Consider the following 26,889-nt stretch of genomic DNA (forward strand, 5'->3'; position numbering starts at 1 on the left):
TTTTGCTATCTGATCCGAGGATCAGCTCGCTTTCATCAAGCGCCCACACTTATCGGCTGTTAATTTTTAAAGAGCATTTCTGCGAGAAACTTCGTGTTTCTCAGCAGCGCTGCGTTTTCAGCAGCAGAGAAGCGAGATTATGAACCGTGTTTCGCAGCTCGTCAACAACTTTCTGAACGACTTCGTTGCGACCGCGGGGCTCAACTTCCGTACCGCCGAGGCTCGCTACCGCCGAACCTCAACAGCACTGCTTCCCTTCCTCCCGCGCTGCGTTTCCGTTAGCGCGAAAGAGGCGTGATTCTAAGCACCCGCCCCCATCCACGCAAGCGCTTTGTGAAGAAAGTTTGAAAAAGCCTCCGTGCGCTGCCGCGCACGGAGGCTTTGCGCTCGACGGGCGGTAAAACGCAACACGCGCCGCCCTCCAAAGATATGACGAACACGTCTCTTCCGTCCCATATATAGGAGGGCGCGGAACCGGCAAGGAACCCGGCGCGGTCGAGTATCATGCCGCGACCGAACCACGCACTCATATCGATGATGGACAGCACGACTCAACCCGGCGACGCCGACCTTCGCGACGAATATGCCGCACTGCGCGAGCGCGCGATCCTGCTGGAACAACAGGTGCCGCCGCTTCTGCAGCGCATCTCGGACATGTTGCCGCGCATCAGCGGCGAATCCGAACTGGCGGACACGCATCGCGAGCGGCTCGTCGGCGCACGCAATGCAGCGCTGGTCTCGATCGAAAACTATCAGCAGGCAATTCCATTCCTGCAGACGGCCGACTCGATCATCGAGCAACTGGACAAGACGCCCGAGCGCGACGAAGACATCGAGTGGCGGGAATCGCTGCTGCAACGGCTGGACGAGCTGATCGACGTCGCGGTCGTGATGATCGACGATGCGGACAGCTACTTCGAGCAAGCACAAGCCTGCGACCTGTCCAGCGTGCCGACATCCATCCTCGAGGATTGAACCGGCTCGACCGGAACCACGCGGTGCACCGGACTCACGTCGTGCCCACCGACAACCGTTAGCTGCTTCCCCTGCATCGCCGGGCCTGCCGCCGGTTCCCGCACGAAGCGACCACCGTGCGACCGTCACCCCGCGCGGAGCCGCACGTCGCCGCTACGACGCATCCAGCACGATCGTCTCGCGCATCATCGGCACGCGGATGTATCCGCCCGCCGCATCGCCGTACGCATGCGCGTTCCCGTCGATTACGTATTGCGCCGTCAATGCGCACAGGGTCGCATCGCGCGCATCGACGGAGCGCAGCGTCGATACGTCGATGCCCAGCCGCTCCAGCAGTTGCCGGCGCTGGTTGCGCTTCTGCTTCGCCGACGCCACGGCCTTGCCCAGCATCGCGCAGGTAATCGCATAAGGATAGGTTTCGAAGCTCGCCCGCCCACCCGCGTAGCGCGCGTCGGTCAATAACGGATAAGCGTCCGCGAGCGCGCGGTAGACGCGCTCCCCCATGAACATCCAGTCGAAGAAGCCCGACGTGCTCGCGACGGCCTGCTCCCGCGACGGGGTCGGGAAGCACGAGATCCGTTCGCGCGCGAGCGCCTGCTCGGCCGCGCGGCGGCCGCTCCCGGTCCACCACAGGCTCGGTGCGTCGACGCCGACGGCGACGACATCATGGGAGAGACACAGTGCGGGCAGCGACTCGGGCGCGATCCGCGCTTCCCGGCAGACGACCGTCGAGCCACGCAGGATCACGAGATCGCACAGCTTCCTGTCGCCGCCGACGTCGACACCCGCCACGGCAGCGGGTTGTCGTGCGGCGAATCGGGCCGAGCACATGCGCGTGCGTCAGTCCGCCGGCCGCGCGGCGTACGCGGTGTCGAAGATCGCCTCGAGACCGGGATGGACGCCGCGCATCGGGTCGACGACCGACTTCGCCCAGTCGAAGTACGCCTGCTTGCGTTCGAGCGGCCAGTCCGCGGGCGGATGCCGGGCGATGTCTCGCAGGTTGCAGATCTTGTCGGCCAGCTTCACGAGCTTCGCGCGCCGGCTGATGGTGGCCGCGTGCTCGACCTGCAGACGCTTGCGCTCCTCCTTCGGCAGCGACTTGTCGTCGGTGACTTCCATCACGATGTCCGCCACGTCCTTGCCGAACAGCCGCAGCAACTCCTGCTCGGTCGTCTCCGTATCCTCGACCGTGTCGTGCAACACGGCCGCGACGATCACGCGTTCGTCCTCGACGCCGGCCTCGTTGGCCAGCACGTCGGCAAGCGCGATCGGATGATTGATGTACGGCGACGCCTCTTCATCCTTGCGCCGCTGATTGCGATGCTTGTCCGCCGCGAACGCAATCGCGGCTACCAGCTTCTTCATATTCCCCCCTCGTGTGGCCAGACCCGCGGCCGTCGAACCGGCCGCGTGCGTTTCGGAACTGCTCATACTACCTGTACGCGATGACCCTTCCCGTGCGCCGGCATCCCGGCGTACCCCGTGTCACGCGCCGGCCGGCGCGCGCTGCAACTCGACCACGTTGACCCGCGCGCCGAATACGTCCCTCACGAGCGGCAGCAGGTGGTCGTGGTGCGTCAGGAACAGCACCTGCGTGCGCGTCGACAGATCGCGCAACGCATCGAGCCCGGCCTTCGCGCGCGCATCGTCGAAATTGATGAACAGGTCGTCGGCGACGAACGGCAGCGCCGTGCGGCTGCCGAGCTGCAACTCCAGCGCCGCGATCCGCAGCGCGAGGAACAGCTGATCGCGCGTCCCTTCGCTGAGCCCCGCGACCTCGACCGACGTTCCCCTCGTGCGCCGCGCATACAGCGCGGGCGGCGTTCGTTCGGTGTCCACGGTCAGCTTCGCGAATTCGCCCAGCGTGAGCCCGGCGAAAATCTCGCCCGCGCGCCGGAGCATCGGCCCCTGCTTCTGGTCGCGGTAGCGATCCGTCGCCCACTTCAGCAAGCGGCTCGCGGTGGCCGCCTCCAGATACTGTTCGGCCGCGTCGCCCATCGCCGCCAGCGCCTCCTGCCGTTTCGCCTCGGCGACGGCCGCGTTCGCCTGGCCGTCGATCGCGCCGAACGCCTGGTCGGCCACGACCTGCTGCTGCGACAGCTCGTTCAGCCGCTTGCCGATATCGGCGAGCGACTGCTTCACCGCTTCGAGCTGCGCCGGCACGTCGGCGACGTCCTGTTCCGCCACCTCGGCCTCGACGGCGGACCGGGACAGCCCGTCGCCGTCGCGCACCAGCGCCTCGTGCGCGACATCGACCGCCTGCCGAAGCTGGCGCTGCCGATCCGAGCGCTCGGCCAGCGGCAGCGCCGCGTCGATCGACGCAACGCCGGCCAGTTGCAGCAGCGGCTGGATGCGCGCGTCGGCGCCGGCCACTGCGGCAGCCGCGTCCGCGACCTTGCCGTCGGCCTGCCGGACGGCCTCGTCGGCACGATCGATCGCACGGGCGATTTCCCGGGCGGCCGCGAGGCGCATCGTCAGCCGGCGCGCCACGTCCAGCCAGTCGCCGCTCGCCAGCCATTCCGGCGCGAGCGCTTCGGCAAGCCGCCGCGCGCCGGCCTCGAGCGCGTTCAGCTCCGCGCGGATCGTCGCAATCCGGTTGCGTGGCGCGTCGGCCTCGGCCAGTTCGGTCGTCACCGTATTCGCAAGCCCGAGCGCGCCTTCCGCCGCGGCCAGCGTCGTCGCGCTCGCGGACAGTTTCGCGTCGGCCAGCGCGTCGCGCCATTGCGCTTGCCACGCGTCGTAAGCCGTTTGCGCATGATCGGCCCGCGACTGCGCGGTCGCGCAGCCGCGTTCGGCTTCCCGCGCGCGATCGTCGAGGCTGTCCTTCTGTGCGGCCGCTTTCTCGGCCGACTGGACGAACGTCTCGGCGACGGCGACGAGCGCGGCCAACCCGTCCGCCTCGCCGCCTCGCGATACCGTCAGCAGCGCCGCTCGCAACGCGGCTTCCGCGCCGGCCCGCGCAGCCCGCATCGTGTCGAATTCGCGGCGCTGACGATCGAGATCGGCCTGCGCGACGAACACCGTATCGCGCTTCGCGAGCCAGTCGCCCATCGCCGCCAGCGGCATGCCGGGCACCGCGGCCGCCGTCGCGAGCGCGGCCCAGGCGTCGCGATGGGCGGCGAGCTCGCGCTCGCGTTCGTCCAGCGCGGCCTGTCGGCGCGTCACACCCGCACGCGCGGATTCGACCTGTTGACGCAGCGATTGCAGCGTCGCCGCGGCCTGGGTCGCGCCGAGCTGCGCATCGACGAGTTCGTCGGCGAGGCGAATCGCGTCGTCGAGCGCCGGTGCGCCCGTGGCGAGATCGACGGCGCCGCTGCGAATCTCGCCCCACGCGCCGTCGCGCCGCGCACGCGCCGCCAGCACGTCGGCGGTCGTGACGACCTTGTGGTTCTCCGCGAAATGCTTCTCCTGCAGTTCGAGCCGCTCGAGCTCTTCGAGTGCGCCATCCCGCGCGTCGCGCGCGGCAGCGGCCGCGCTGGCACGCTCGCTGTCTTCCTTGAGCAGCGCACCGAGCCGCGCGGCCGACGGCACGTCGAGCGCACGCAGCGCATCGACCGGCATGCGCCACTGGCCGAGCGCGTCGAGCGCGCCGGACAGCGTGCGTTCGGCCGCCGCGATTTCGTGCGCCAGCGCCTGCTCGCGCGCGCCGCTGTTGCGAAAGCCTTGCGCATCGGCCAGCGCCGCGCGCAACGCTTCCGGCACGTCGACGGTCGACAGGCGCGCCTGTTGTTCGCGGACCTGCGCCAGCTCGCGCGTGCGCTCGTCGAGCGATTCGCGTGCGCCGGCAAGCGCCTGGTGCAGCGCACCGTGTTCGCGCAGCAGGTTCGCGACCGTCTTCAGCGACAGCGCCGTCGGCAACGCGGCGCGCAGCGACGCTTCGTCCGTCGGCCAGCCGAGCTGCGCGGCCGCCGACGACGCGGCTAACAGGTGCCGCTCGACGTCCGCGCCGAGCAGCAGCAGATCCTGCGCGTGATTCATGCATGCGCCGCGCAGCCGATCGAGCGCTTCGATATCGGCTTCGAGCGCCAGCGTGTCGGCGTCCGCGGCGATCGCATCGCGCGCCTGCCGCTTCGCGAGCAGATCGGCACGCCGCTCCTCGAGCACCTTCTGTTCGGCCGCGAGATCGCCCTGCGCCTTCAGCAGATCCGCGTACGCGGTCGGCGGCAACTCGACGACCGCGCCCAGTTCGGCCAGCGCCGCGTCCTTGACCGTCAGCTCCTTCAGGTACGGCGCAAGCCGCCGCACGCGTTCGAGCTTCGAGCGCAGCGCTTCGAGCCGGCGCTGTTCCGCGCGCGCCTGCTCGATCTGCTGCTCGACCGCTTCGCGCGCGTCCTTGCGATCGACCCAGTCGCGCGTGCGCACCTGGACCGTCTTCAGTTCGGTGACGGCTTCGTTGAATGCCGTTTCGGCCAGCGCGAACGCGCTGCCGCTGCGACGCGGCGCCCACAATTCGAGCGCGCGCGCGTCGAGTTCCTCGCGCACCGGCCCCAGGCTGCCGACCCCGGCAGCCGATTCGAACAGCACCTGGCCGAGCTTGTCCGATGCGTCGAGAATGCTGCGGCCGCCATCGACCAGCCGCCCGTGATCGAGCCCGAACATCTGCTCGAAGAATTCGCGCGTCGCGCCATCCAGGACGGCCGCGAGATAGTCGTCGGGCAGCTTGTCGTCGGCGGGCGTGCGCAACGGGCTGCGCCCGCGCGCCCGGTGGAACGCGAATTCGCCCGTGCCGCTCTCCAGCACGCCGCCGATCCGCAACTCGGGCGTGCTGTGCAGGAAATCGAGCGGCGTCTGCAGCTTCATCCCGAACAGCAATTCGGACACGGCCGTGCGGATCGTCGACTTGCCGGCCTCGTTCGGCCCGACAATCACATGAAAATCCTCGCTGGCCGACGGGAAGTGCAGCGTCTCGTCGGTGAACTTGCCGTACTTGATCAGATCGAGCTGACTGATGCGCATCGCTTACTCCCCCCTCGCCAGCCGCGCGAGCAGCGCGGGCCCGACCTGCTCGACCAGCGCGGTCAGCTCGCCCGCGCGCGCCATCGTCAGCAACGGCACCTCCTCCTTCACGTCGCTGCGGACCTTGCCGACGAACGGCTTCAGGTCGCGTTCGAGCAGCGCGAGGAAATCCGGATCGTGCGCGGCGTCGGCCAGGATCTGCTTCAGGTCCTCCAGCGCCTCGAGCGGTTCGCTTTCGCCCGGCTGCTGATCGGCCGCGGACGTCGCGAGCCGGACCTTCTCGAGCCACAGCCGCTCATTGCCGATGATGCCGATCTGGTTCAGCACCTCCGCACGCAACTGCGGCGCGCGGCCGAAAAAGAGGCCGTGCGCGGGGGTGCGCCCGGTAACGGTGACGCGCACCGCGCGCGGCACGTGGCCGTCGACGGTCAACAGCGCCTCCAGCGACTGGCCGATCTTTCTCGACAGATCGGCCACCGACACGCAATCGGACGCGTCGACCGACACGGCTTCCCAGCGCAGCACGTCGAGATACAGGCGCTCGACCTGCGTCTTGCCTTGCTCGACCGTCACGAGCACCGCGCCGCGCCGGCCCGTCTCGCGGATATGGCGTCCCTGCAGATTGCCGGGAAACACGACGGTGGACGGGCCTGTCCATTGCTGGAATTCATGCACGTGGCCGAGCGCCCAGTAGTCGTAGCCTTTCGCATGCAGTTCGGCCAGCGTGCACGGTGCATAGTTCGCATGCGCCGCATACCCTTCGAGCGCCGTATGCAGCACGCCGATGTTGTAGTACCCGGGCACCGGGTCCGGATAGCCGATCGCGAGGTTGTCGACGACGGCCTTGTCCTTGAAGCTCTGCCCGTGCAGCGCGACGTCGAATTCCGGCAGGCGGACGGTCTCCGGCTTGCGGTGGCCGAACACGGTGACGTTGTCGGGCAGCGTCAGCTTCTTCGTCATCTCGCTTTCGGCATCGTGGTTGCCGCCGAGCACGAACGCACGGATGCCGGCCCGGCGCAACCGCCCCATCTGCTGGCCGAAGAAGATGCCCGTGTTGTGATCCTTCCAGTCGCCGTCGTACAGGTCGCCCGCGATCACGAGGAACGCGACTTCCTCTTCGATCGCACGATCCACGAGTTGCCGCAGCGCCTCGCGCGACGCGTTGCGCAACTGCGCGGCCGGCGCGTCGGGATACGCGCTCAGGCCGTGCAACGGGCTGTCAAGGTGAATGTCTGCCGCGTGGATGAACTTCACGAAGGTTCCTCTGTTTCATGGCGAAGGGACGACGCCGCTCGCACGGGCCCGTGCCGTCAAGTGTCGTTCCGACCGCCGCCGGACTTGCCGCGGCACGCGCGGCGCGTGCCGAACCGGATCGCGCCGCCGGTTGCAAGCGGGTCGGGATGGTACCTGAAAGCGGATAACGACATGCGTTCTGCGTCGGTCCGGACGGTGGGGAAGCACGCGATACCGATGCGAATCGCCATTGTGCCGCAGTGCGATCGCGAGACAACGAAACCGCGCCACTGAAGAACGAGCGGTTCACGAAACGACGGCCAGCAATCGCTCGATATGGCGGTTGGGTTCGAAATCCGGTTTCGAGCGCAACGAAGGAAGCCGGCAAGGCGTTGAACGGGATTCAGGAAAACACGCCCGATCACCCCGCGTGCGTCGCACCACACGCAGGCATCCGGCTACCTGCTGTCACTCGCCGCGTCACGGTATCGATCGGACATGCTGGCCCATGCCGGCCGGCCCCGTCATCGTGGCGGCCGGTGGTCGGAACCCCTGCTATTTAAGCATGACGCGCGAGCAATGGGCAGTGGCCGCGCGCCGATAAAAAAGCCCGGCCCGCATCGAAGCGGGCCGGGCCGTGGCGGAATGGTGCCGCTTGTTACAGCGCGCCGCCTTGCGCCGACGCCGAACCCTTCACGCCGACCGATGCGCCGCCCTGCACCGAGTTCGTCGCACCTTCGAGCGCTTCGCCGGCCTTCGCCTTCGCACCGCCCGCGACGTCGCCAGCCGTCGACACCGCGCCTTGCGCATGGCTCTTCGTCGAGCTTGCGACGTGCTTCACGTGCGACTTCGTCGCGTGCACGGTCGATGCCGCCGCATCCTTCGTCGCACCGGCCGCCGAACCGACTGCCTGCGTCGCGCCGCCCACCGCCGTGCCGGCTGCCGAGCCCACGCCGCCGACCGTCTTGCCGACACCGCTCAGCGCGCCGCCGACTACATTGCCCGCACCCGCACCCGAGCCTGCCGCATTCGCGCCAGCGCCGGCCTGCACGCCCACGCCGCCGCCGAGCAGCGGCGTCTGAACCTGGGCGCCAACCCCTGCGGAACCCTGCGCGCCGGTCTGGGCCGTCTGTGCAAATGCAGCCGACGTCGCCATCGCCGTCAGAGCGGCACCCAGCAGAATCGTATGGATCTTGTTCATGGTCATTCTCCCCAAAGACGTTGTTGCTGCGGGCCGCCTTCGAGCGGCTTGTCGCATGCCTCACCGCGACATGCGGCAGGTGAAGCTAATGTAGCGGCGCCGCCGGGCAAAACGATTGAATTGCGGGGACTGTTACTTCCGTTGCAAATGCTGACGATTGACTCACACTGTTTGACAATCGGGGGCTTGCGGCGGGGTGAACGCCGTATTTGACAACGGGCATGCATGAACCGTGAGCTGGTACGGCAGACGGCTTCACGCCGACGATTCGTCCGATCGTCGTGTATCGGGGAAATCGGTCGTCTTTGTTTGCATTCCGAAGGGATAAGGCTTGCTCGGCCGTCGATGCGGCCTCGTCATGATGCACGGCCCCCCGCCGCCGACAAGCGACCGGAGCCGTGCGCATGCTGCCTGGTTACGGTCGGAACGTATCGCCGAGCACGACGCCCTCGCGACGCGGATCGGTGCCGCCCTGCAACGCCGGCGACTGGCCGACCGTCACGCGCATCACCGTGTTGACGCCGCTCGCCTGCGCGGACGTCGACACCTTGTGCCCGAGCGCGAGCAGCCCGGTGATCAGCGGATCGTTCGCGCCGTTGTTCGCCGCGTTGACGTTCGGATGCTCGCCGCCGATCGTGGTGGTCGGGCTGTTGCTCGCGCCGAAGTCGACGAGGCCCGCCGACTGCTGCGCGTCGAGCCCCCAGTCGAGCGCGCCGACCAGCGTCTTGACCACGTATTGCGGAATCGTGCCGCCGCCCGGCGAGCCGGTCGCCATCACGAAGTCGCCGCGCGAACCGTCGGCGGCCTGCCCGAACACGATCGTCGGCGCCATCGAGCTGCGCGGCCGCTTGCCCGGCTGCAGGCGGTTGGCCACCGGATTGCCGGACGTGTCGAGCGGGTTCGCGGAGAAGTCGGTCAGCTGGTTGTTCAGCAGGAAGCCGTTGGTCATGTGGAACGAGCCCATGCTCGACTCGACCGTCGTCGTCGCGCTCAGCACGTTGCCGTCGCCGTCCACGATCGTGAACTGGTTCGTGCCGTGCTCGATCAGCGTCGTGTCGACGCCGAGCGGCACCGCGCCGAGATTGCCGGGCTGCGCGGTGCCCATGCTCTTGGTCGTGTCGATCAAAGCCGCGCGCGATTTCAGGTACGGCTTGTTCAGCAACGTGTCCCACGTGCCGCCCGGCAGCGGCACGAAGTCGGTATCGGCCACGTACTTGTCGCGGTCCGCATACGCGAGCCGTTCGGCCTCGGTGACGAGGTGAACGCCCGCGACGGTCGGCTTGCCGCCTTCGAGATCGATCGCCGTCGGCTTCAGCGACTTCAGGTCGAAGTTCTCGAGAATGCCGAGCACCGACGCGACCGCGATACCGCCCGACGACGGCGGCGGCATCCCGCACACCCAGTAGCTGCGATAGGTCGTGCACACCGGTTCGCGGCGCTTCGCCTGATACGCGGCGAGATCGGCGACGGTCGTCTTGCCCGGCGTGAGCGTCGAGCCGTCCGCGCCCTTGGTCGCCGCGATCTTCGCGACGATGTCCTGCGCGATCTGCCCGGTGTACAGCGCGTTCGCGCCCGACTGCGCCATCAGCGACAGCGTGCGCGCGTAGGCGGGATTCTTCAGTACGGTGCCGAGCGTCTTCGGCGACCCGTCGGCGTTCAGGAAATACGCGGCGGCTTCGGGGTCGCGCTTCAGGTTCGCGGCGTTCGCCGCGATCGCGTCGGCCAGCCGGCCGCCGATCGGGAAACCGTTGGTCGCCAGCGTGATCGCGTCGCCGAACAGGCTCTGCCACGGCAGGCGGCCGTGATCCTGTTGCAGCGCCTCGATGAGCCGCGGCACGCCGATCGTGCCGATCGAGCGGCCGCTCGCACGCGCGTTCGGCAGCGGCGCCGAATGATCGGTGGCGTCGTCGACGTAGCGCAGGTAGTTCTCGGTGGCGGCGGCCGGCGCGGTTTCGCGGCCGTCGTATGCCTGCACCGTCTTGCCGCGCGCATCGTAGTAGAGCAGCACGCCGCCCGACCCGAGACCCGTCGCCTCGGGGACGGTCAGACCGAGCACGGCCTGCACGGCGACCGCCGCGTCGGCGGCCGTGCCGCCCTTCTTCAGCACCGCGCAACCGGCTGCGCTCGCGTACGCGTTCGACGTGGCCACCAGGTACGTTTTCGCATAGACGGGCTTCATCCCGGTGCGATAGCCCGACGACGCTTCCGGCAGCGACGGGTCGCCCGGCTGATTCGAGCCCACCACGACCGTCGCGCCACTGTTGTCGACCGCGAGGCAGCTCGCATCGGTGGACGGTGCGGTCGTGCGGGCCGCCTCGTTTTCGACGTCGCCGCCGCAGGCGGTCAACAGGGCAGCCGCGAGCAACGCGGACGCATACGGAAAAATCGCTGTTCTGTTCATTGTCTGCCGATGTTCTTGTCGATCGTTGCGATGGACATCCCGTTGCCTGCAACCCCCTCGGTGCACGGGCAACGCGTTCGATAGTCCCATGAACAAAATTTTTCCCGCAATAAGGAAATGACGTCATGCCGGCGGACGCCCGGTGCGCGACGTCACCGGACCGGCATGGGGGTTTGCCTGCTGCATTGCAGCGTATCCCGAGACGCCCATGCGGCTCGCATCGTCACGTCGTTACCTTTTTCGCCCGGCGACGCGTGCCGCTCGCCGCTCCGCCGCGTGCGAAACCGTGCTCCATCGCGTCGATCGCCTCGGAAAAGAGCTCGAGAAACATCGCCATCGCGACCGTCGCGCTCATGTCCGCCCGCTGGTAGATGCAACTGAACGAGCGCGCACCCGCGTCGGCCAGCGGCGTCCACGCGAGCCGGCCGGCGGCCACGTCGTCCGCGACGTTTTCCGCGATCAGGAAACCGACGCCGGCGCCTTCGGCCGCGAGACGCCGCACCATCGACACTGACCCGGTTTCGACCAGCGGCCGCACGCTGCGCGGCTGCCGCGCATCGATCTGGTCGAACATCGCGCGCAGCTCCGTGTCGGGCGTCATCAGGATCAGCGGATGCGCGAAGCAGTCGCGCATCCGCACCTTGCCGCCCGTCGACGCCAGCGGATGGCCGGGCGCCGTGACGACACCCAGCGGCTGCGCGAACGCGCGCACCTCGACGACGCCGGGCGCGGTGCGCCGGCGCAACGCGTAACCGATGTCCACCTCGCCCGTCTCGACCCAGCGCACGATGCTCTCGCCGTTTCCCGAGCGCACGCTGTACGTGACGCCGGGATAGCGCTGCATCGCGGCGAGGATCGCGTCGGGCACGAGCTTTTCCGCCGTCGATGCCGGTACGGCGAGATTCACGTGACCGCGCCGCAGCGCGCGCAGGTCCTCGACCTGCGTCAGCGCGTTGTCGAAATCGCGCTGGCCGCGCCGCACGGCCGCGATCACGATCTCGCCGGCGAGCGTCAACTGCATGCCGCGCGGCAGCCGGTCGAACAGCGGCACGCCGACCTGCTCCTCGAGATTGCGGATCTGCTGGTGCACCGCGGCGGCGGTCAAGTGCAGCGCGTCGGCCGCCTTGCGAATCGAGCCGCGTCGCGCGACCTCGTCGAAACAGCGGAATGTCTGCGATATCGAACGCATGAAGGGGCCGTTAGATTTTTCCGAACAGGGCGTCAAGAATAATCCGATTTTACTGACCGGACGAATCGTCTAGATTCCGCTGCATCCCCGTATCCGATTCGAATGGAGACCGCAGTGACGACCGTCGACCAGATTACCCAGCGGCGCCGCGGCGTCGGCCTCATCGCCCACGATCCCGTGCTGTCCGCGGGCGGCTATACGCTCATCGCGCCGCAAACGGCCGACGGCAACGTCTATCTCGTCGGCATCGACGGCGAGGTCGTCCACCAGTGGAAGATGCCCGTGCGTCCCGGGCGCCACGCGGTCATCCTCGCGAACGGCAACCTCGGCTACAACGGCAATCATCCGCGTTCCGAATCGCGCTACGCGCCGTGGTCGATGTGGCATGGCGGCGACTTCTACGAGGTCACGCCGCAGGGCGAAACGGTGTGGCGCTACGAGGACCCCGCGCATCACCACGACGCGCAGTGGCTGCCGAACGGCAACCTGCTGTACGCCGCGTGCGAACCGGTCAACGCGGCGTTCGCGCGGCGCGTGCCGGGCGGCACCGCGCACGGCGACGACGAGGTGATGTATGCGGACGTGATCCGCGAAGTGAACCGTGCCGGCCAGATCGTCTGGGAATGGCATGCGCGCGAGCATCTGCGACCGGAGGATTTTCCGATCGCGGCAGGCTTCGGCCGCTATCACTGGCCCCTCGTCAACGGTCTCGCGGTCGATGCGAACGGCCGCGTGCTGATGAGCCTGCGCACGACGTCGGGGATCATCGGCGTGAACCGCGCCACCGGCCGCGTCGACCTGCACATCGGGCCCGACGTCGTGTCGCACCAGCATGCGCCGGTGCCGCTCCCGAACGGCCACATCCTCGCGTTCGACAACGGCAATTTCCGTCACGGTGCGCACGTCGTGTTCTCGCGCGTCGTGGAAATCGATCCGGCGACGCAGCGCGTCGTGTGGTCGTATACGGACGACGTCGTGAACCTGTTCTACACGCCGTTCATGGGCAACGCGCAGCGCTTGCCGAACGGCAACACGCACATCACCGAATCGTCGACGGGCCGGTTGTTCGAAGTGACGCCGGCCGGCGAGGTCGTCTGGGAATACGTGATCCCGTGGTTCGCCGAATACCCGGACGAAGCGGCGCGCAAGACCGGTCCCGGCCAGTTGAACAGCGTATTCCAGACGTTCCGCTACAGCGCCGCCCAGTTGCCCTGGCTACGGACCTGAGCGTCCGTTCATCGCCGGTTTCCGGCCATCGTCGCCGTTCGTTTCCGAGGGGCCTGCCGTGTCGCACGATCCGATTTCCCCGCCCGTCGATGCCCGGCTGCCCGCGTGGCAGCTCGCGCTGTTCGGGCTGCAGCACGTGCTGTCGATGGCCGCATCGCCGATCACGGCCGTCTTCCTGATCGCGAAAGTGCTCGCGCTGCCGGCCGACCTGACGGTCCAGCTGATCGGCGCGACGTTCTTCGCATGCGGCATCGGCACGCTGCTGCAATCGCTCGGCGCCGGCCCGATCGGCGCGCGCATGCCGTTCGTGATGGTGCCCGGCGGCGCACCGACGATGTTGTTCGCGGGCATCGCCGCGCAGTCGGGCCTGCCGACCGCGGCCGGGGCGGCGCTGCTCGCCAGCGCGTTCTACTGGGTGCTGCTGCCGGTCTTCACGCGCTGCCTGCGGCTCTTTCCGCGCGTCGTCGTCGGCGCGATGCTGTTGCTGGTGTCGATCAACCTGATCCGGATCTACGCGACGATCGTCGTCGGCCAGTCCGGCTCGGCCGACTTCGCGCAGCCGCGCGCGCTCGGTCTCGCGCTCGCGACGATCGTCGCCACCGTCGTCGTCGCGGGCACTTTCCGCGGCACGGCCGGGCGCCTCGCAGTGCTGATCGGGCTGATGGCCGGCGCGACGCTCGGCTGGGCGCTCGGCGCGATGCCGGCGCTCGCCGACGTGTGGCACGGGCCGCTCTTCACGCATCCGGTGTGGCTACCGTTCGGCATGCCGCGTTTCGACGTGCTGGCTGCGCTGCCGCTGCTGATTTTCACCGCGATCTCGATGGCCGAGGCCACCGCGCAGACGGTCGCCGTCGGCGAAACGTGCGGCAAGGCGATTTCGCTCCGGCGTGACGTGCCGAAGACGATACGCGGCGATGCGCTCGCGTCGCTGGCCGGCGCGCTGTTCGGCACGCCGCTGATCGTGACGAGCGCCGAGAACATCGGCGTCGTGCAGACGACCGGCGTACGGTCGCGCTACGTGACGGCCGCCGCCGGCGCGATCCTGATCGTCATCGCGTTGTTCGCGCCGCTCGCGCGGCTCGCGTATGCGATTCCGGCCGCGGTGGTCGGCGGCACCGCGCTGATCGTGTTCGCGATGATCGGCGTGATGGGCATCCGGCTGCTCGCGAACGTCGACCTGCATGCGCGCGCAAACCAGTACACGCTCGCAGCAGCACTGGTGGTCGGCCTCGCGCCGATCCTGGTGCCGAACCTGTATCGCCATTTCGGCGCACCCGTGCAGATCGTGCTCGGCAACGGCATGGCAGCCGGCACGCTCGCGGCCATCGCGACGCAACTCGCATTCGCCGCGCTCGCGCGGCTGGGCGGGCACGCACACGCGGGGGCGGCTGCGGCGCCTTCGCACGACGCATAAAGGCAGCGGCGCGCCCACGCGGCGCCGCTTGACGACGCCTGCGGTTCGACCGACAATCGCCGCTCCCTTCTGGCGCGGGCACTCGATCCAGCCGGCGCGTGCGTCTCCTCGACGCCGCACCGGCTTCAGGTTTTCCAGTCCCGATCTCCGCGCCGCCGTGCACGCGCACGCCATTCGACCGGCCTCGCCGGACACACTTGATGCAGGTACCGCTCCCTGAACGCCAGCTCATTGCCGCGCGATCACGCTCGTTCCTGCCCGTTCATTTCGGAGTCCATGATGATCATTCGTCTTTCCAAGGCAGCCATGGTGCTGGCCATGGCCTTTTTCGCGTCGCTCGTCGCGTTCGGCAACATCACCGACTACGCGACGAATTTCGCGTTCGTGCACCACGTGTTCCTGATGGACACCACCTTCCCCGGCAACGGAATCATGTATCGCGCGATCGGCACGACGTGGGTTCATCACGCCGGCTATATCGGCATCATTTCGATGGAAACGCTGACGGCCGTGCTGTGCTGGATCGGCGGTGCCCGGCTGCTGCGCGCGCGGCGCGCGGGCGATGCGGGATTCCGTGCGGCGAAGGGCCATGCGATCGCCGGCCTGACGCTCGGCTTCCTGACGTGGCAGGTCGCGTTCATGTCGGTCGGCGGCGAATGGTTCGGGATGTGGATGTCGAAGCAATGGAACGGCGTGCCGGACGCGTTCCGGTTCTTCATCACGCTGCTGCTCGTGCTCGTTTACCTGACGATGAACAACGACGGCGTCGACGACGCGCGTACCGCGCACTGACGAGCCAGTTTCGTTGCGCGCCGGCCGACCGGACATCGGGACGATTGCCGACGTCACCGTGTCCGGCTATAAAGCGGAGATGGACACGAATCGCTGGATTCACGACCCCGTCGGTGCGTTTCGCGCGTGGCAGGAAACCACCGCGACCGGCGCCGGCCGCCGGCCGTTCGCGCCACGCTCGGTCGTGCAGCACGTTGCGATGTTCGAGCGATTCCTGCGCCACCTGAGCGCGCAGCGCGTATCGCTCGCCACGTTCGGGCCCGACCACGTCGCGGCCTTCCTTGCGGAACTCGACCGAACCTGCACGCCCGGCACGTCGACGCGCGTGCGCTATGCGAAGCTGATCGACCGGCTCGGCCGGCATCTGGTCGACGCCGGCGTGCGGACGATCCATCCGGCCGGCCGATCGACGCGCGATCTCGCCTGGCCGGACGGCGAGCCCGAGCCGTGCTACCTGCCGCCCGATGCCGACGCGGCGCTGCAGCGCCATGTGCAGCCGCGAGCGGACGATACGCCGGCCGACTGCCGGAATCGCGCGATCGTCGCGCTGCTGCTCGCGAGCGGTATCACGTCGGCCGAAATTCGCGCAGCGAGCGCCGACGCGCCCGAACTCGATGCGCGGCCGCTGGTGTTGTCGGTGCCGCGCGATCGCGCGCGGCCGGCACGCCGGATCGAGCTCGCCACGTTCGCGATAGCGCCGCTCACCGCATGGCGCGCGCGCTCGACCGACGTGCCGCCGTCGGCGCTGCTGTTTCCCGCGCCGCGCGGAGGCGCAATGAACGACATGTTCCTGCTGCTCGTGGTACGTGACGCGCTGAACGCGATCGGCTTTCGCGCAGCGGACATGAGCCCGCGCGTACTGCGCAATACGTATGCGCGCCGCCAGTTGCTCGCCGGCCACGCGCATGCCGACGTCACGGCGATGCTCGGCCTGGCCAGCATGCGAACGGTCACGCGCATCCGGCAAACACTGCCGCCCGACGCGGCCGCGGATCGCGCTGCCCACGAGCATTGATCGCGCGTCGCGCGCCGCCCTGCGCGCATCGTGCTCGTTCCGGTTCGTTACTCGCCCGGCTTTGACTGGACCAGCCGCAAAATCCGCGTGTCGTACGGCGATTGCATCACTTCCGCGATGTGGATCTCGGGCGCGGCCGGATGCAGCGGATTCAACAGGAAGTTGTGCGCGTGCGGCACGACGACGCTCGGCACGCGCAGCAGCGCGCTCGGCTGCGTGTGCAGCCACTCGGTGCCGGCGCTGCGGGTCCAGTCGACGTTCGTGCGCCAGTCGTCCGGTGCATTGCCTTCCGCGATTTCGGCGACGTCCACCGACTCGGGCACCTCGATACGCAGCAACTGATATCCGCTCGGCAATTGCGCGACGGTGGCGATTTCGAAATGCACGAGCGTCTCGAGCAACGCGAGCGCCGGATGCTCGGCGAGATACACGACGGGCTGCCCGGCGAAATGCCAGCGCCCGCCGGCCCGCAACCCGCCGATGCCTTTCAGATCGGCGTAATTGCTGATCCGCCACAGCGTCGTCAAGCGAAGTACCCCTCGTCGATCTGCGTGAGGGCCTCTTCGACGAGCCGCGCGCCATGCTCGGTGCTCGCCATGTCGAGCGACGTGCGGCCGCCGAAGCGCTGGAGCCCGTTGCGCAGCCACGCCATCGCCTTGTCCTGGTCGCCGAAGGTGGCCGTCGCCTGCGCGACGATGCGCGCGAGGCGAATCGCCTTGTCCGACTCTTCCGGCGACAGGCGTTCGTGCGCCTGGCGGCGATGGCTCAGCGTGCGGCGCGGAATGATGAAGGCCAGCTCGTCCGATTTCAGCCCGCGCTCCGACAGCCGGTCGATCACCGACACGTCGACGCGCGCGCTCGCCAGCTCGGCCAGATCGGCGCCCGACCGGACGCGGATGGCCAGCAGCTGCTCGAGAATCGTGAATTCGGCCTGACGCGGATGGGCGACGCCCGAAGGATGAAAAGCGATGGTGCTCATGACCTCTCTCCGGCAATTTGCCCAATCATTATAGGCGTTTTGCCTCAAGCGCATGCGGATCGTTGAGCGTGGGCTTGCCGATCAGGGTTGGCAGACCGGTATTCAGGGGTACGCGAATCGGAGATTCGCTTCGGTGAGGGGGTGTAATAATTCAGTATATAAAGTCTTCGTCTGCGATGATATGAAGTTGTCACGTAACAAATTTCCAACGGTAATACGCGAACTGGCGGAATCGCCCCTTTTCCCTGTCCGATTCCTCACACCGTCTCCAGTAAAACGCAGGGTTCTACGGATTACCCTCGACCGCTCCAGCAAGCCGAACCAGTCGACTCACCCTCGTCGCGCGTGACGAATCGCTCCCGTGCCCGCTCCAACCGCTTCCGTACACTCGAAATCGCGCCTCGCACCGGACGGCCTACTTACTGTTCGACACAACCGGCGTCGGCGCGCTGGCCAGCAGCGCGCTGAACTTCGCGGGCGCGGTGATGGTGGGCACGGCGATCGGCTTGAGCATGACGAAATCCCCGCCCGATATCGGCTCGCGCTGGAACACAACCGAAGCATCAACGCCGGCGCGCGCGGCAACTGGCTCAACCATCGCGCCGATGGTGCGGCCGGCGCGGCGAAATTCGCGGGCTCAGAAGTCTGCGGCAAGACGATCACCGCACTCAGCGGCTCCGCCACGGCCCAAGCGAGACGTCGGCGCCGAACCTGCTGCACCTCGGGCAACCGATCGACGTAGGCTGATGCGCGGCCGCCCGCCCGCGCTCAGCCGGCCCACGCGGACGACCGGATCACGCTGCAGAAATTGCCCGCATGGAAATGCGGATCCTTGTCCGCGAGCACGTCGGCCTTCACGTTGCCGAACGTCGTGCCGGGCTTGTGCTTGATGCCGTCGTAGAACGCCTGGATGATGTCCTCCTTGAAATGCGGCGTGCGCGGATGCGCGCGCACGACCGCTTCCCGCTCGACGTCGCTGTATTCCGGGTAAGCGAGGCCCAGCACGTCCATCTCGACGCCCGCGGTGACCAACGCGACGACCGGATGCATGTGTTGCGGGATGCCGGGCGTGGTGTGCAGCGCGATCGAGGTCCACACGACATCGATGTCCTGTTGCGAAATCCCCTTGCCCTTCAGAAAATCGCGCGCGGCGTTCGCGCCGTCCACTTCGAAGCGCTCGCATGCGCTGCTGTGCCGGTGCGTGAGCCCCATGTCATGAAACATGCAGCCGCAATAGAGCAGCTCCGGGTCGTACTCGAGCCCGCGGCGCCGGCCCGCCAGCGCCGCGAAATAGAACACGCGGCTCGAGTGGTGGAACAGCAGCTCGGACTCGGTATCGCGCACGAGCTCGGTGATCTCGCGCGTCAGACGCGTATCGGGAAGGGTGATGCCGGCAACGTTCACAGTCATGATCGACCTCCATGGAAGACAGCTTCGATTCTCCGGAGTCCGACAGATGTCTCCAATGGACGTGTTACGACGAATCCTGCCATTTCGCGCGACGAACGGACACGGTGCCTGTGCGGCCAAGCCAGCGCCCCTATACTGCTGCGCATCAGGTTCGATACGACACGCAATCGATCATGCCGAAGGTCGTGGGTATTTTCGCCGTTCCGGGTGTGCAACTGCTCGACGTCTCCGCGCCGCTCGACGTGTTCGCGCAAGCGAACGTCGAATGCGGGAAGCCGTTCTATACGCCGCGGATCATCGCGAGCGGGCCCGGGCCGGTCCGCAGTTCGTCCGGCGCACGGCTGCTGCCCGACTGGATCGCGCCCGACATCCCCGAGCGCATCGACACGCTGCTGGTCGCCGGCGCGCCGCACGCCGGCCAGATCTTGCTGCGCACCGACGTCCTCGCATGGCTGCGGTCGGCGGCCGTGCAAAGCAGGCGCTACGGCTCGATCTGCACCGGCGCGTTCATCCTCGCGGCCACCGGCCTGCTGAAAGGGCGTCATCTGACCACGCACTGGGCCGCAGCCGATGCATTCGCGCAAGCGTATCCGTCCGTCGCCGTCGACGCCGACGCGCTGTACGTGCGCGACGGCAAGCTACGAACCGGCGCCGGCGTCACGGCCGGGCTCGATCTCGCGCTCGCGCTGGTCGAGGAGGATCTGGGCCGCGAGATCGCACGACGCGTCGCCGCGCAACTGGTGATGTTCTTCAAGCGCCCGGGCGGGCAGCTCCAGTTCAGCCGCAAGGGCGAGGCGCGCCCCGCCGGGCGTTCGGTGCTGCAGGAAGTCCAGCGCTGGATTGCGGCGCATCCGGAACTCGAGCATTCGGTGGCCGACATGGCGAAGCATGCGGGCATGAGCCCGCGCCATTTCGCGCGGCTGTTCCGCGCGGAAGTCGGCATGACGCCGGCCGCATGGGTGGAGGCGACGCGCATCTCGGTTGCCCGCCAGCTACTCGAGGACGGCCGCGACACGCCGAAGCAGGTCGCCGCGAAATGCGGTTTCGCGAACGTCGATACGCTCAGGCGGGCGTTCACCCGGCATGTCGGCATCACACCCGCCGAATACCGGAAACGGCAGGTGACGCTGGCTGCGTGATGTGGAACGAGCGACGCCAGCGGCCTCGCAAAAAATTTCGGAATCCGACTCAACTGCTCATCCCGTTGCTGCTGCGCCGATCGCCCCTGTCGCCCGCTGAAAGCCATGCTCCTGCTCCGGCTCGCCGCAATCTTCGGATGAAATTGCATGCCGCGCGAATCGTTTACTCCGTTGCAATAATGATTCGCCGCAACGCGTATTTCCGGCCGGTAACGCGATCGTTACGATGCAATCACCCGCTGAACGCAACATGCGAAGCGCGAAATCAACAGAACCGGAGGTCACCATGAAATCGTTCATCACCGCTGTCGTCGCCGCAACTGCGCTCTGTGCGTCGTACGGCGCATTCGCCCAGTCGAACCCGTCCGGCCAGTTGACGCGCGCGCAGGTGCGTGCGGAACTCGTCCAGCTCGAACAGGCCGGCTACAAGCCCGAAGTCTCCGACCAGTACTACCCGCGTGCGCTGCAGACGGCGCAGGCCCGCGTGACGAATGCCGAGGAAGCCGGCTACGGCGCGCAAGCGGCCGCCGGCACGCGTGCCGGCCGCGCGATCGCGGTCAAACAGGAAGGCCGCGACTCCATCTATTTCGGCCAGTAAGCCTGATACGCGCCGGCGTATTCCCGGCGCATTCCGATCCGCACGACGTACCCGCGACACCCCGCTCCCGTTCATCGGGGCGGGGTGTTTGCTTTCCGGTCGGCCGCTCTCTTCACCGCTCGCGCGCCGCGCGGCACCGTTCACGCAAGCGTCCGGTGTTTGCGCATAGAATGGCCGCGTGGTCGGTGCCGGCCAGAACGAACGCGAGCGGTATCACGACGCCCGCTGGCCGGCCCGATGTCGCACTCGGCGTATTTTTCGAAAAGGAGCGGTTTCATGTCTCAAACATCCGGTTCCACGATCACGTTTCGCCGCCCCGACGGCCAGGAGCTACAGGGCTATCTCGCCACGCCGGCACGGACCGAAGGCGCGCCCGCGGTCGTCGTCATCCAGGAATGGTGGGGGCTGAACGACCAGATCCGCGGCGTCGCGGATCGCCTCGCGCGCTGCGGCTACTTCGCGCTCGTGCCCGACCTGTATCGGGGCAAGTCGACGGTCGAGGAAGAGGAAGCACACCACCTGATGACAGGCCTCGATTTCGGCGACGCCGCGTCGCAGGACATTCCCGGCGCAGTCGCGTACCTGAAGACGCTGGCGCCGCGGGTCGCGGTGACGGGCTACTGCATGGGCGGCGCCCTCACGCTGCTGTCGCTGCAGTACGCCGAGGCGGACGCCGGCGTCACGTGGTACGGCCTGCCGCCGCTCGACTACATCGATCCGGCCAAGCTCAAGGTGCCGCTGATGGGACACTGGGCGACGCAGGATGCGTTCTTCAAGATCGACCAGGTCGACGCACTGGAAAAGAAGCTGACCGATGCGAAGGTCGGTTTCGAATTCCATCGCTATCTCGCGCACCATGCGTTCGCGAACGAAACGGCCGTCGGCCCCGGCCGCATCGCCGGCACGCAGTTCGATCCGGTGTGGTCGGAAACGGCGTGGGACCGCACGCTCACGTTCTTCGGCCGGACGCTCTGGACGAAGCAGGCCTGACGTAACGCCGCTCGCCGCGCGGGCGACGGTACAAAAGAAAACGCCACGGATTTACCGTCCGTGGCGTTTTCGTTTTCACATCCCTTCGGACGTGCCGACAGGCACGGCTTACCCGTTCGTCGCCGTTGCCGACGCGGGCGCAGGAGCCGCCGCCTTGTCGTAGTCGACCGGCGCATCCGGCGCGCGCGGCGCTTCGCCTGCATGCTGGATCCAGCCGCCGCCGAGTGCGCGGTACAGGTCGACCAGGTTCGTCCAGCGTGCCAGGCGTGCGCTGATCAGCGACTGCTGTGCCGAGTACAGATCCGTCTGCGCGGTCAGCACCGACAGGTAGCTGTCGACGCCGTTCTTGTAACGCAGGTCCGACAGGTCGAAGCGACGTTGCTGCGCGTGCTCGTTACGCTCCAGCGCCGCGATCTGCTGGTCGTACGTGCCGCGTGCGGCGAGGCCGTCCGATACTTCGCGGAATGCCGACTGGATCGCCTTCTCGTAGTTCGCGATTTCGATGCGCTTCTGCACGTGCGCGAGATCGAGGTTCGCGATGTTCTGCCCGCCCTCGAAGATCGGCAGCGCGATGCTCGGCGCGAACGACCACGCCGCCGTGCCGGCCTTGAACAGGCCGCCCAGCGTCGGGCTCGCGGTACCGAACGCGGCTGTCAACGAGATGCGCGGGAAGAACGCCGCGCGCGCCGCGCCGATGTTCGCGTTCGCCGCCAGCAGCGTCTGCTCGGCCTGCATCACGTCAGGACGACGCGTGAGCAGATCCGACGGCAACCCGGCCGGCACGTCCGTCAGCAGGTTCTGCGCGTCGAGCGGCATGCTCGCCGGCAGGTCGTCCGGCAGCGGCTCGCCGATCAGCAGCACCAGCGCGTTCAGCGCCTGCGCGCGGGCACGGGCCTGCGCCTGCTGGTTCGCGAGCGCCGTCTCGACCACCGTCTGCGCCTGACGCAGCTCGAGCTCGGAGCCCGTACCGTTGTCGAACTGCAGCTTGGTCAGGTCGTAAGACGCCTGCGCGGTCTTCAGCGTGTCCTCCGTGACCTTCAGCAGGTCATCGGTCGACAGCAGCGTCAGGTATTGATCGGCCACCTGCGACACCAGCGAGATTTCCGACGCCTGCCGCGCATACGCGGTCGACAGGTATTGCGCGAGCGCCTGGTCCTTCAGGCTCTGCACGCGGCCGAACAGGTCGAGCTCCCACGACGCGGACAATCCGACGTTGTAGACGCGCGAAATGTACGCCTGGTTGGTCGGCGAGACACCTTGCGGATAGCGCTGGATGTCGCCCGTGCCCGTACCGTCGAGCGTCGGGAACAGCCCCGCACGCGTGATCTGGTACTGCGCACGCGCCGCCTCGATATTGAGCACCGACACGCGCAGGTCGCGGTTGTTCTTCAGCGCGATCTCGATCAGCCGCTGCAGGCGCGGATCGACGAAGAACTCGCGCCAGCCGATGGCAGTCGCCGCCTGGCCGTTCGCACTGTGCGCGCCGGCCGCACCCGGCTGCGTCGCGTAGACGCCGCCGGCCGGGTACGCCTGCGCGACGGGTGCGTCGGGCCGCTTGTAGTGCGGCGCCATCGTGCATCCCGTGGCAAACAGCGCGGCAGCCAGTGCGACCGCGGTTGCAGTCAAAGCATGTTTTTGCATCGTTACTGCCCCTTCGAATCGTGTGCGTCGTCGTGACCGCGCTGCAGGTCGCCCTGCACGAGACGCCATGCGTCGTCGACGTTTTCCGTCTCGCCGCTGAAGATCGCGCGAACCCGCACGAAGAACATCGGGATCATGAAAATGGCGAGGAACGTCGCCGTGATCATCCCGCCGATCACGCCGGTGCCGATCGCATGCTGGCTGGCCGACCCCGCGCCGTTACTGATCGCGAGCGGCAGCACGCCCAGCATGAATGCGAGCGACGTCATCAGGATCGGACGCAGCCGCAGGCGCGCCGCCTCGATCGCCGCCCGCACCGGCCCCATGTTCCCGCCCGCCTGCAGCTCGCGCGCGAACTCGACGATCAGGATCGCGTTCTTTGCAGACAAGCCCACGGTCGTCAGCAGGCCGACCTGGAAGAACACGTCGTTCTCGAGACCGCGCAGCATCGTCGCGAGCAGCGCGCCGACCACGCCGAGCGGCACGACCATGATCACCGAGAACGGAATCGACCAGCTTTCATACAGCGCCGCGAGACACAGGAACACGACGAGGATCGAGATCGCATACAGGATCGGCGCCTGCGAGCCGGACTGGATTTCCTGGAACGACAGGCCCGTCCACGAATAGCCGATGCCTTCCGGCAGCTTGCTCGCGAGCGCTTCCATCGCGGCCATCGCCTGGCCGGTCGACTTGCCTTCCGCGGCCTGCCCCTGGATCTCGATCGACGACACGCCGTTGTAACGCTCGAGCTTCGGCGACCCGTAGATCCAGTGGCCGGTCGAGAACGCGCTGAACGGCACCATCCCGCCCGCGCTGTTGCGCACGTACCAGATGTTCATGTCCTCCGGCGTCATCCGGAACGGCGCGTCCGACTGTACGTACACCTTCTTGATCCGGCCGTCGGTATCGAGGAAGTTGTTCACGTACTGCGACGCCCATGCGATCGAGAACGTCTGGTCGATCGCCGCGGCCGTCACGCCGAGCGCGTTCGCCTTCTCGCGATCGATGTCGACCTTGTACTGCGGCGTGTCGTTCAGGCCGTTCGGGCGCACCAGCGCCAGCGCCGGGTCCTTCGCGGCCAGCCCGAGCAACTGGCCGCGCGCGGCCATCAGCGCTTCGTGACCGAGGCCGGCGTTGTCCGTCAGCTCGAAGTCGAAACCGGCAGCCGTGCCGAGTTCGGGAATCGACGGCGGGTTGAACGGAATCACCATCCCGTCCTTGTACGTCGAATAGTGCGCGAAGGTCCGGCCGATCAGCGCCTGCACCTTCTGGTCCGAACGCTGGCGCTGCTCGTACGGTTTCAGCTTCACGAACACGAGGCCCGCATTCTGGCCGCGGCCCGCGAAGCTGAAGCCGTTGACCGTGAACACCGAGTCGACCACGTCCTTCTCGGCGGTGGTCAGGTACGTGTTGATGTTGTCGAGCGTCTTGCCGGTCGTTTCCTGCGTGGAGCCGGACGGCGTCTGCACGATCATGAACATGTAGCCCTGGTCTTCGTCGGGCAGGAACGACTTCGGCAGCCGCGCGAACATCACGCCGACCGCGAGGAACACGGCGAGATAGATCACGAGCCAGCGGCCCGAGCGCTTGATCACGTGGTTCACGCCGCTCGTGTAGCGATCGCGGCTGCGATCGAACGTCCGGTTGAACCAGCCGAAGAAGCCCTTCTTCTCTTCGTGATGCCCCTTCTCGATCGGCTTCAGGATCGTCGCGCACAGGGCCGGCGTCAGAACCAACGCGACGAGCACGGACAGCACCATCGCCGACACGATCGTCAGCGAGAACTGACGATAGATCGCACCGACCGAGCCGCCGGAGAACGCCACCGGCACGAACACCGCCGACAGCACGAGCGCCACGCCGACGAGCGCGCCGGTGATCTGGCTCATCGCCTTGCGGGTCGCCTCCTTCGGCGACAGCCCTTCCTCCGCCATCACGCGTTCGACGTTCTCCACCACCACGATCGCATCGTCGACCAGCAGGCCGATCGCGAGCACGAGGCCGAACATCGACAGCGTGTTGATCGAGAACCCGGCGAGGCCCATGATCGCGAACGTACCGAGCAGCACGACCGGCACCGCGATCGTCGGGATGATCGTCGCGCGCAGGTTCTGCAGGAACAGGTACATCACGAGGAACACGAGCACGATGCCCTCGATCAGCGTCTTGACCACTTCCTCGATCGACAGGCGCACGAACGGCGTCGTGTCGTACGGGTAGTGCACGACGAGACCGTGCGGGAAGTACTTCGACAGCTCGTCGATCTTGGCCCGCAGCGCGTTCGCGGTCGCCAGCGCGTTCGCACCGGTCGCGAGCTGGATACCGAGGCCGGCTGTCGGCTGTCCCATGTACTTCGTGTCGAACGTGTAGTTCTCCGAACCCAGCGCCGCGCGGCCGACGTCCTTCAGGCGAACCTGCGAGCCGTCCTGGTTGACCTTCAGCAGGATGTTGCCGAATTGCTCGGGCGTGCGCAGCAGCGTCGATTCGGTGATCGTCGCCTGCAGCACGGTGCCCGGCTTCGCCGGCGTGCCGCCGATCTGGCCGCCCGCGATCTGCACGTTCTGCTGCGTGATCGCGGCCGTCACGTCGGTCGGCGTGAGGCTGTAGTTGGTCAGCTTGATCGGGTCGAGCCAGATCCGCATCGAGAACTGCGAACCGAGCAGCAGCGTCTGGCCGACGCCGTTCACGCGGCTCAGCGGATCGAGCACGTGCGAGGCCACGTAGTTCGTCAGGTCCTCCTTCGACATCCGGCCGTCCTCGGAGTTGAACGCGAACCACATCAGCCAGTTGCTGCTCGACTTCGTCACCTGCATGCCGAGCTGCTGCACGACCTGCGGCAGGTTCGGCGTCGCGAGCGACAGCTTGTTCTGCACCTGGACCTGCGCGACGTCCGGATTCGTGCCCGGCGAGAAGGTCAGCGTGATCGTTGCGTTGCCCGAATCGTCGCTCGTCGACGACATGTACAGGAAGTTGTCGAGCCCGCTCATCTGCTGCTCGATCACCTGCGTCACCGTGTCTTCCACCGTCTTCGCGGAAGCGCCCGGATAGTTCGCCTGGATCTGGATCGTCGGCGGTGCGATCGTCGGATACTGCGCAATCGGCATCTTGAAGATCGATGCAACGCCGGCCAGCATCAGCACGATCGCGATCACCCACGCGAAGATCGGGCGATCGATAAAGAACTTGGCCATGAAAAGGACTCCCTGTTATTGCGCGCTCGACGCGGCGGCCGAACTCGCTGCGGCACTCGTCGCGGTACTCGCCGGCGCGGCGCCTGCCGATGTGGCGGATGCGGCGTCCGGCGCCGGGGCGAGCTGCGCGGCGACGGTCTTCACGGTCGCGCCCGGGCGCACCTTGTCGACGCCTTGCACGATCACGTGATCGCCCGCCTGCAGACCGCCTTCGACGATCCAGTTCTGGCCGTACGTGCCGGTCGTCGTCAACGGACGCATCTCGACCTTGTTGGCCGCGGTCACGACGAGTGCGATCGCCTGCCCCTTCTGATCGTGCGTGACGCCGATCTGCGGCACCAGGAACGCGTTCTCGTTCACGCCTTCCTCGATCCGTGCACGCACGAACATGCCCGGCAGCAGCACGCGATTCGGGTTCGGGAACACCGCGCGGATCGTCACCGAGCCGGTGGTCTGGTCGACCGTCACATCCGAGAACTGCAGCTTGCCGGCTTCCGAGTAGGTCTTGCCGTCCTCGAGGATCAGCGACACCTTG

23 protein-coding genes are annotated in these 26,889 nt (G+C 67.4%); 8 read left to right on the top strand and 15 right to left on the bottom strand.

Annotated elements, in window-relative coordinates; all coding sequences use genetic code 11:
- Positions 1-504 precede the first annotated feature (504 nt).
- The gene (locus JMF86_RS29530; protein WP_011549388.1) at positions 505-975 is read left to right on the top strand and encodes a hypothetical protein; all 471 of its coding nucleotides are present in this window, start codon (positions 505-507) and stop codon (positions 973-975) included.
- A gap of 153 nt (positions 976-1,128) precedes the next feature.
- On the opposite strand, the gene JMF86_RS29535 is transcribed toward JMF86_RS29530, so the two are convergent.
- The 7 genes from JMF86_RS29535 to JMF86_RS29565 form a co-directional block, all read right to left on the bottom strand.
- Positions 1,129-1,806, bottom strand: coding sequence for a DUF429 domain-containing protein (locus tag JMF86_RS29535; protein WP_006480969.1), 678 nt, complete (start codon positions 1,804-1,806; stop codon positions 1,129-1,131).
- Positions 1,807-1,815: 9 nt separating this feature from the next.
- The gene (locus JMF86_RS29540) at positions 1,816-2,340 is read right to left on the bottom strand and encodes an HD domain-containing protein (protein WP_006489846.1); all 525 of its coding nucleotides are present in this window, start codon (positions 2,338-2,340) and stop codon (positions 1,816-1,818) included.
- A gap of 120 nt (positions 2,341-2,460) precedes the next feature.
- A complete protein-coding gene (locus JMF86_RS29545) occupies positions 2,461-5,931 on the bottom strand; it encodes a YhaN family protein (RefSeq protein ID WP_201317194.1) in 3,471 nt (1,156 codons plus the stop codon).
- A gap of 3 nt (positions 5,932-5,934) precedes the next feature.
- Complete coding sequence (locus tag JMF86_RS29550; protein ID WP_201317195.1) at positions 5,935-7,185, bottom strand: DNA repair exonuclease; 1,251 nt, start codon at positions 7,183-7,185, stop codon at positions 5,935-5,937.
- 637 nt (positions 7,186-7,822) lie between these two features.
- On the bottom strand, positions 7,823-8,365 hold the full coding sequence (locus JMF86_RS29555; RefSeq protein ID WP_011549383.1) for a hypothetical protein: 543 nt from the start codon (positions 8,363-8,365) through the stop codon (positions 7,823-7,825).
- 415 nt (positions 8,366-8,780) lie between these two features.
- A complete protein-coding gene (locus tag JMF86_RS29560) occupies positions 8,781-10,766 on the bottom strand; it encodes a gamma-glutamyltransferase family protein (RefSeq protein WP_201317196.1) in 1,986 nt (661 codons plus the stop codon).
- A 223-nt stretch (positions 10,767-10,989) separates the two neighbouring features.
- A complete protein-coding gene (locus JMF86_RS29565) occupies positions 10,990-11,955 on the bottom strand; it encodes a LysR family transcriptional regulator (protein ID WP_201317197.1) in 966 nt (321 codons plus the stop codon).
- Between the two features lie 102 nt (positions 11,956-12,057).
- On the opposite strand from JMF86_RS29565, the gene JMF86_RS29570 reads away from it, so the two are divergent.
- The 4 genes from JMF86_RS29570 (at position 12,058) to JMF86_RS29585 (ending at position 16,403) form a co-directional block, all read left to right on the top strand.
- The gene (locus JMF86_RS29570; RefSeq protein WP_200161853.1) at positions 12,058-13,182 is read left to right on the top strand and encodes an aryl-sulfate sulfotransferase; all 1,125 of its coding nucleotides are present in this window, start codon (positions 12,058-12,060) and stop codon (positions 13,180-13,182) included.
- Between the two features lie 58 nt (positions 13,183-13,240).
- Positions 13,241-14,596 carry a uracil-xanthine permease family protein gene (locus tag JMF86_RS29575; protein WP_200161854.1) on the top strand — a complete coding sequence of 452 codons (1,356 nt, stop codon included), beginning with the start codon at positions 13,241-13,243 and terminating at the stop codon, positions 14,594-14,596.
- 279 nt (positions 14,597-14,875) lie between these two features.
- On the top strand, positions 14,876-15,388 hold the full coding sequence (locus JMF86_RS29580) for a DUF2165 family protein (protein WP_175683184.1): 513 nt from the start codon (positions 14,876-14,878) through the stop codon (positions 15,386-15,388).
- A 79-nt stretch (positions 15,389-15,467) separates the two neighbouring features.
- A complete protein-coding gene (locus tag JMF86_RS29585) occupies positions 15,468-16,403 on the top strand; it encodes a tyrosine-type recombinase/integrase (protein WP_200161858.1) in 936 nt (311 codons plus the stop codon).
- Between the two features lie 47 nt (positions 16,404-16,450).
- Here JMF86_RS29585 and JMF86_RS29590 read toward each other — a convergent pair whose 3' ends face one another.
- From JMF86_RS29590 to JMF86_RS29605, 4 genes are all read right to left on the bottom strand, one after another.
- On the bottom strand, positions 16,451-16,930 hold the full coding sequence (locus JMF86_RS29590; RefSeq protein WP_200161855.1) for an RES family NAD+ phosphorylase: 480 nt from the start codon (positions 16,928-16,930) through the stop codon (positions 16,451-16,453).
- Positions 16,927-17,382 carry an antitoxin Xre/MbcA/ParS toxin-binding domain-containing protein gene (locus JMF86_RS29595; protein WP_006480981.1) on the bottom strand — a complete coding sequence of 152 codons (456 nt, stop codon included), beginning with the start codon at positions 17,380-17,382 and terminating at the stop codon, positions 16,927-16,929. The genes JMF86_RS29590 and JMF86_RS29595 overlap by 4 nt, the downstream gene beginning before the upstream one ends.
- Before the next feature lie 415 nt (positions 17,383-17,797).
- A complete protein-coding gene (locus JMF86_RS29600) occupies positions 17,798-17,980 on the bottom strand; it encodes a hypothetical protein (RefSeq protein WP_226136533.1) in 183 nt (60 codons plus the stop codon).
- A gap of 170 nt (positions 17,981-18,150) precedes the next feature.
- Complete coding sequence (locus JMF86_RS29605; protein ID WP_011549374.1) at positions 18,151-18,792, bottom strand: HD domain-containing protein; 642 nt, start codon at positions 18,790-18,792, stop codon at positions 18,151-18,153.
- Between the two features lie 173 nt (positions 18,793-18,965).
- On the opposite strand from JMF86_RS29605, the gene JMF86_RS29610 reads away from it, so the two are divergent.
- The gene (locus JMF86_RS29610; protein WP_034175409.1) at positions 18,966-19,931 is read left to right on the top strand and encodes a GlxA family transcriptional regulator; all 966 of its coding nucleotides are present in this window, start codon (positions 18,966-18,968) and stop codon (positions 19,929-19,931) included.
- 57 nt (positions 19,932-19,988) lie between these two features.
- Here the strand turns inward: JMF86_RS29610 and JMF86_RS29615 are convergent, their stop codons facing one another.
- The gene (locus tag JMF86_RS29615) at positions 19,989-20,231 is read right to left on the bottom strand and encodes a hypothetical protein (RefSeq protein WP_200161856.1); all 243 of its coding nucleotides are present in this window, start codon (positions 20,229-20,231) and stop codon (positions 19,989-19,991) included.
- Between JMF86_RS29615 and JMF86_RS29620 the strand changes: the two genes are divergently transcribed.
- Both JMF86_RS29620 and JMF86_RS29625 read left to right on the top strand, forming a co-directional pair.
- On the top strand, positions 20,218-20,529 hold the full coding sequence (locus JMF86_RS29620) for a DUF4148 domain-containing protein (protein ID WP_201317198.1): 312 nt from the start codon (positions 20,218-20,220) through the stop codon (positions 20,527-20,529). The genes JMF86_RS29615 and JMF86_RS29620 overlap by 14 nt on opposite strands.
- Before the next feature lie 276 nt (positions 20,530-20,805).
- A complete protein-coding gene (locus JMF86_RS29625) occupies positions 20,806-21,519 on the top strand; it encodes a dienelactone hydrolase family protein (protein WP_027809700.1) in 714 nt (237 codons plus the stop codon).
- 108 nt (positions 21,520-21,627) lie between these two features.
- On the opposite strand, the gene JMF86_RS29630 is transcribed toward JMF86_RS29625, so the two are convergent.
- The 3 genes from JMF86_RS29630 to JMF86_RS29640 all read right to left on the bottom strand — a co-directional run.
- Entirely contained in the window at positions 21,628-23,160 is a 1,533-nt protein-coding gene (locus JMF86_RS29630) for an efflux transporter outer membrane subunit (RefSeq protein WP_201317199.1), read from the bottom strand.
- 2 nt (positions 23,161-23,162) lie between these two features.
- Positions 23,163-26,354 (bottom strand): efflux RND transporter permease subunit, encoded by a 3,192-nt coding sequence (locus JMF86_RS29635; protein WP_011549369.1) that lies wholly within the window; start codon positions 26,352-26,354, stop codon positions 23,163-23,165.
- A gap of 15 nt (positions 26,355-26,369) precedes the next feature.
- Positions 26,370-26,889, bottom strand: a 520-nt coding sequence (locus JMF86_RS29640; protein ID WP_201317200.1) for an efflux RND transporter periplasmic adaptor subunit, incomplete at its 5' end; no start/stop codon positions are given.

The organism is Burkholderia sp. E168m15 (assembly GCF_016586105.1).
GTDB classification, from domain to species: domain Bacteria; phylum Pseudomonadota; class Gammaproteobacteria; order Burkholderiales; family Burkholderiaceae; genus Burkholderia; species Burkholderia orbicola.

Excerpts from the sequence above, each read along its gene's own strand:
- JMF86_RS29530 (WP_011549388.1), top strand. The coding sequence starts at position 505 with ATGCCGCGACCGAACCACGCACTCATATCGATGATGGACAGCACGACT.
- JMF86_RS29535 (WP_006480969.1), bottom strand. The coding sequence starts at position 1,806 with ATGTGCTCGGCCCGATTCGCCGCACGACAACCCGCTGCCGTGGCGGGT.
- JMF86_RS29540 (WP_006489846.1), bottom strand. The coding sequence starts at position 2,340 with ATGAAGAAGCTGGTAGCCGCGATTGCGTTCGCGGCGGACAAGCATCGC.
- JMF86_RS29545 (WP_201317194.1), bottom strand. The coding sequence starts at position 5,931 with ATGCGCATCAGTCAGCTCGATCTGATCAAGTACGGCAAGTTCACCGAC.
- JMF86_RS29555 (WP_011549383.1), bottom strand. The coding sequence starts at position 8,365 with ATGAACAAGATCCATACGATTCTGCTGGGTGCCGCTCTGACGGCGATG.
- JMF86_RS29560 (WP_201317196.1), bottom strand. The coding sequence starts at position 10,766 with ATGAACAGAACAGCGATTTTTCCGTATGCGTCCGCGTTGCTCGCGGCT.
- JMF86_RS29565 (WP_201317197.1), bottom strand. The coding sequence starts at position 11,955 with ATGCGTTCGATATCGCAGACATTCCGCTGTTTCGACGAGGTCGCGCGA.
- JMF86_RS29570 (WP_200161853.1), top strand. The coding sequence starts at position 12,058 with ATGGAGACCGCAGTGACGACCGTCGACCAGATTACCCAGCGGCGCCGC.
- JMF86_RS29580 (WP_175683184.1), top strand. The coding sequence starts at position 14,876 with ATGATCATTCGTCTTTCCAAGGCAGCCATGGTGCTGGCCATGGCCTTT.
- JMF86_RS29585 (WP_200161858.1), top strand. The coding sequence starts at position 15,468 with ATGGACACGAATCGCTGGATTCACGACCCCGTCGGTGCGTTTCGCGCG.
- JMF86_RS29595 (WP_006480981.1), bottom strand. The coding sequence starts at position 17,382 with ATGAGCACCATCGCTTTTCATCCTTCGGGCGTCGCCCATCCGCGTCAG.
- JMF86_RS29600 (WP_226136533.1), bottom strand. The coding sequence starts at position 17,980 with ATGGTTGAGCCAGTTGCCGCGCGCGCCGGCGTTGATGCTTCGGTTGTG.
- JMF86_RS29605 (WP_011549374.1), bottom strand. The coding sequence starts at position 18,792 with ATGACTGTGAACGTTGCCGGCATCACCCTTCCCGATACGCGTCTGACG.
- JMF86_RS29610 (WP_034175409.1), top strand. The coding sequence starts at position 18,966 with ATGCCGAAGGTCGTGGGTATTTTCGCCGTTCCGGGTGTGCAACTGCTC.
- JMF86_RS29620 (WP_201317198.1), top strand. The coding sequence starts at position 20,218 with ATGAAATCGTTCATCACCGCTGTCGTCGCCGCAACTGCGCTCTGTGCG.
- JMF86_RS29615 (WP_200161856.1), bottom strand. The coding sequence starts at position 20,231 with ATGAACGATTTCATGGTGACCTCCGGTTCTGTTGATTTCGCGCTTCGC.
- JMF86_RS29625 (WP_027809700.1), top strand. The coding sequence starts at position 20,806 with ATGTCTCAAACATCCGGTTCCACGATCACGTTTCGCCGCCCCGACGGC.
- JMF86_RS29630 (WP_201317199.1), bottom strand. The coding sequence starts at position 23,160 with ATGCAAAAACATGCTTTGACTGCAACCGCGGTCGCACTGGCTGCCGCG.
- JMF86_RS29635 (WP_011549369.1), bottom strand. The coding sequence starts at position 26,354 with ATGGCCAAGTTCTTTATCGATCGCCCGATCTTCGCGTGGGTGATCGCG.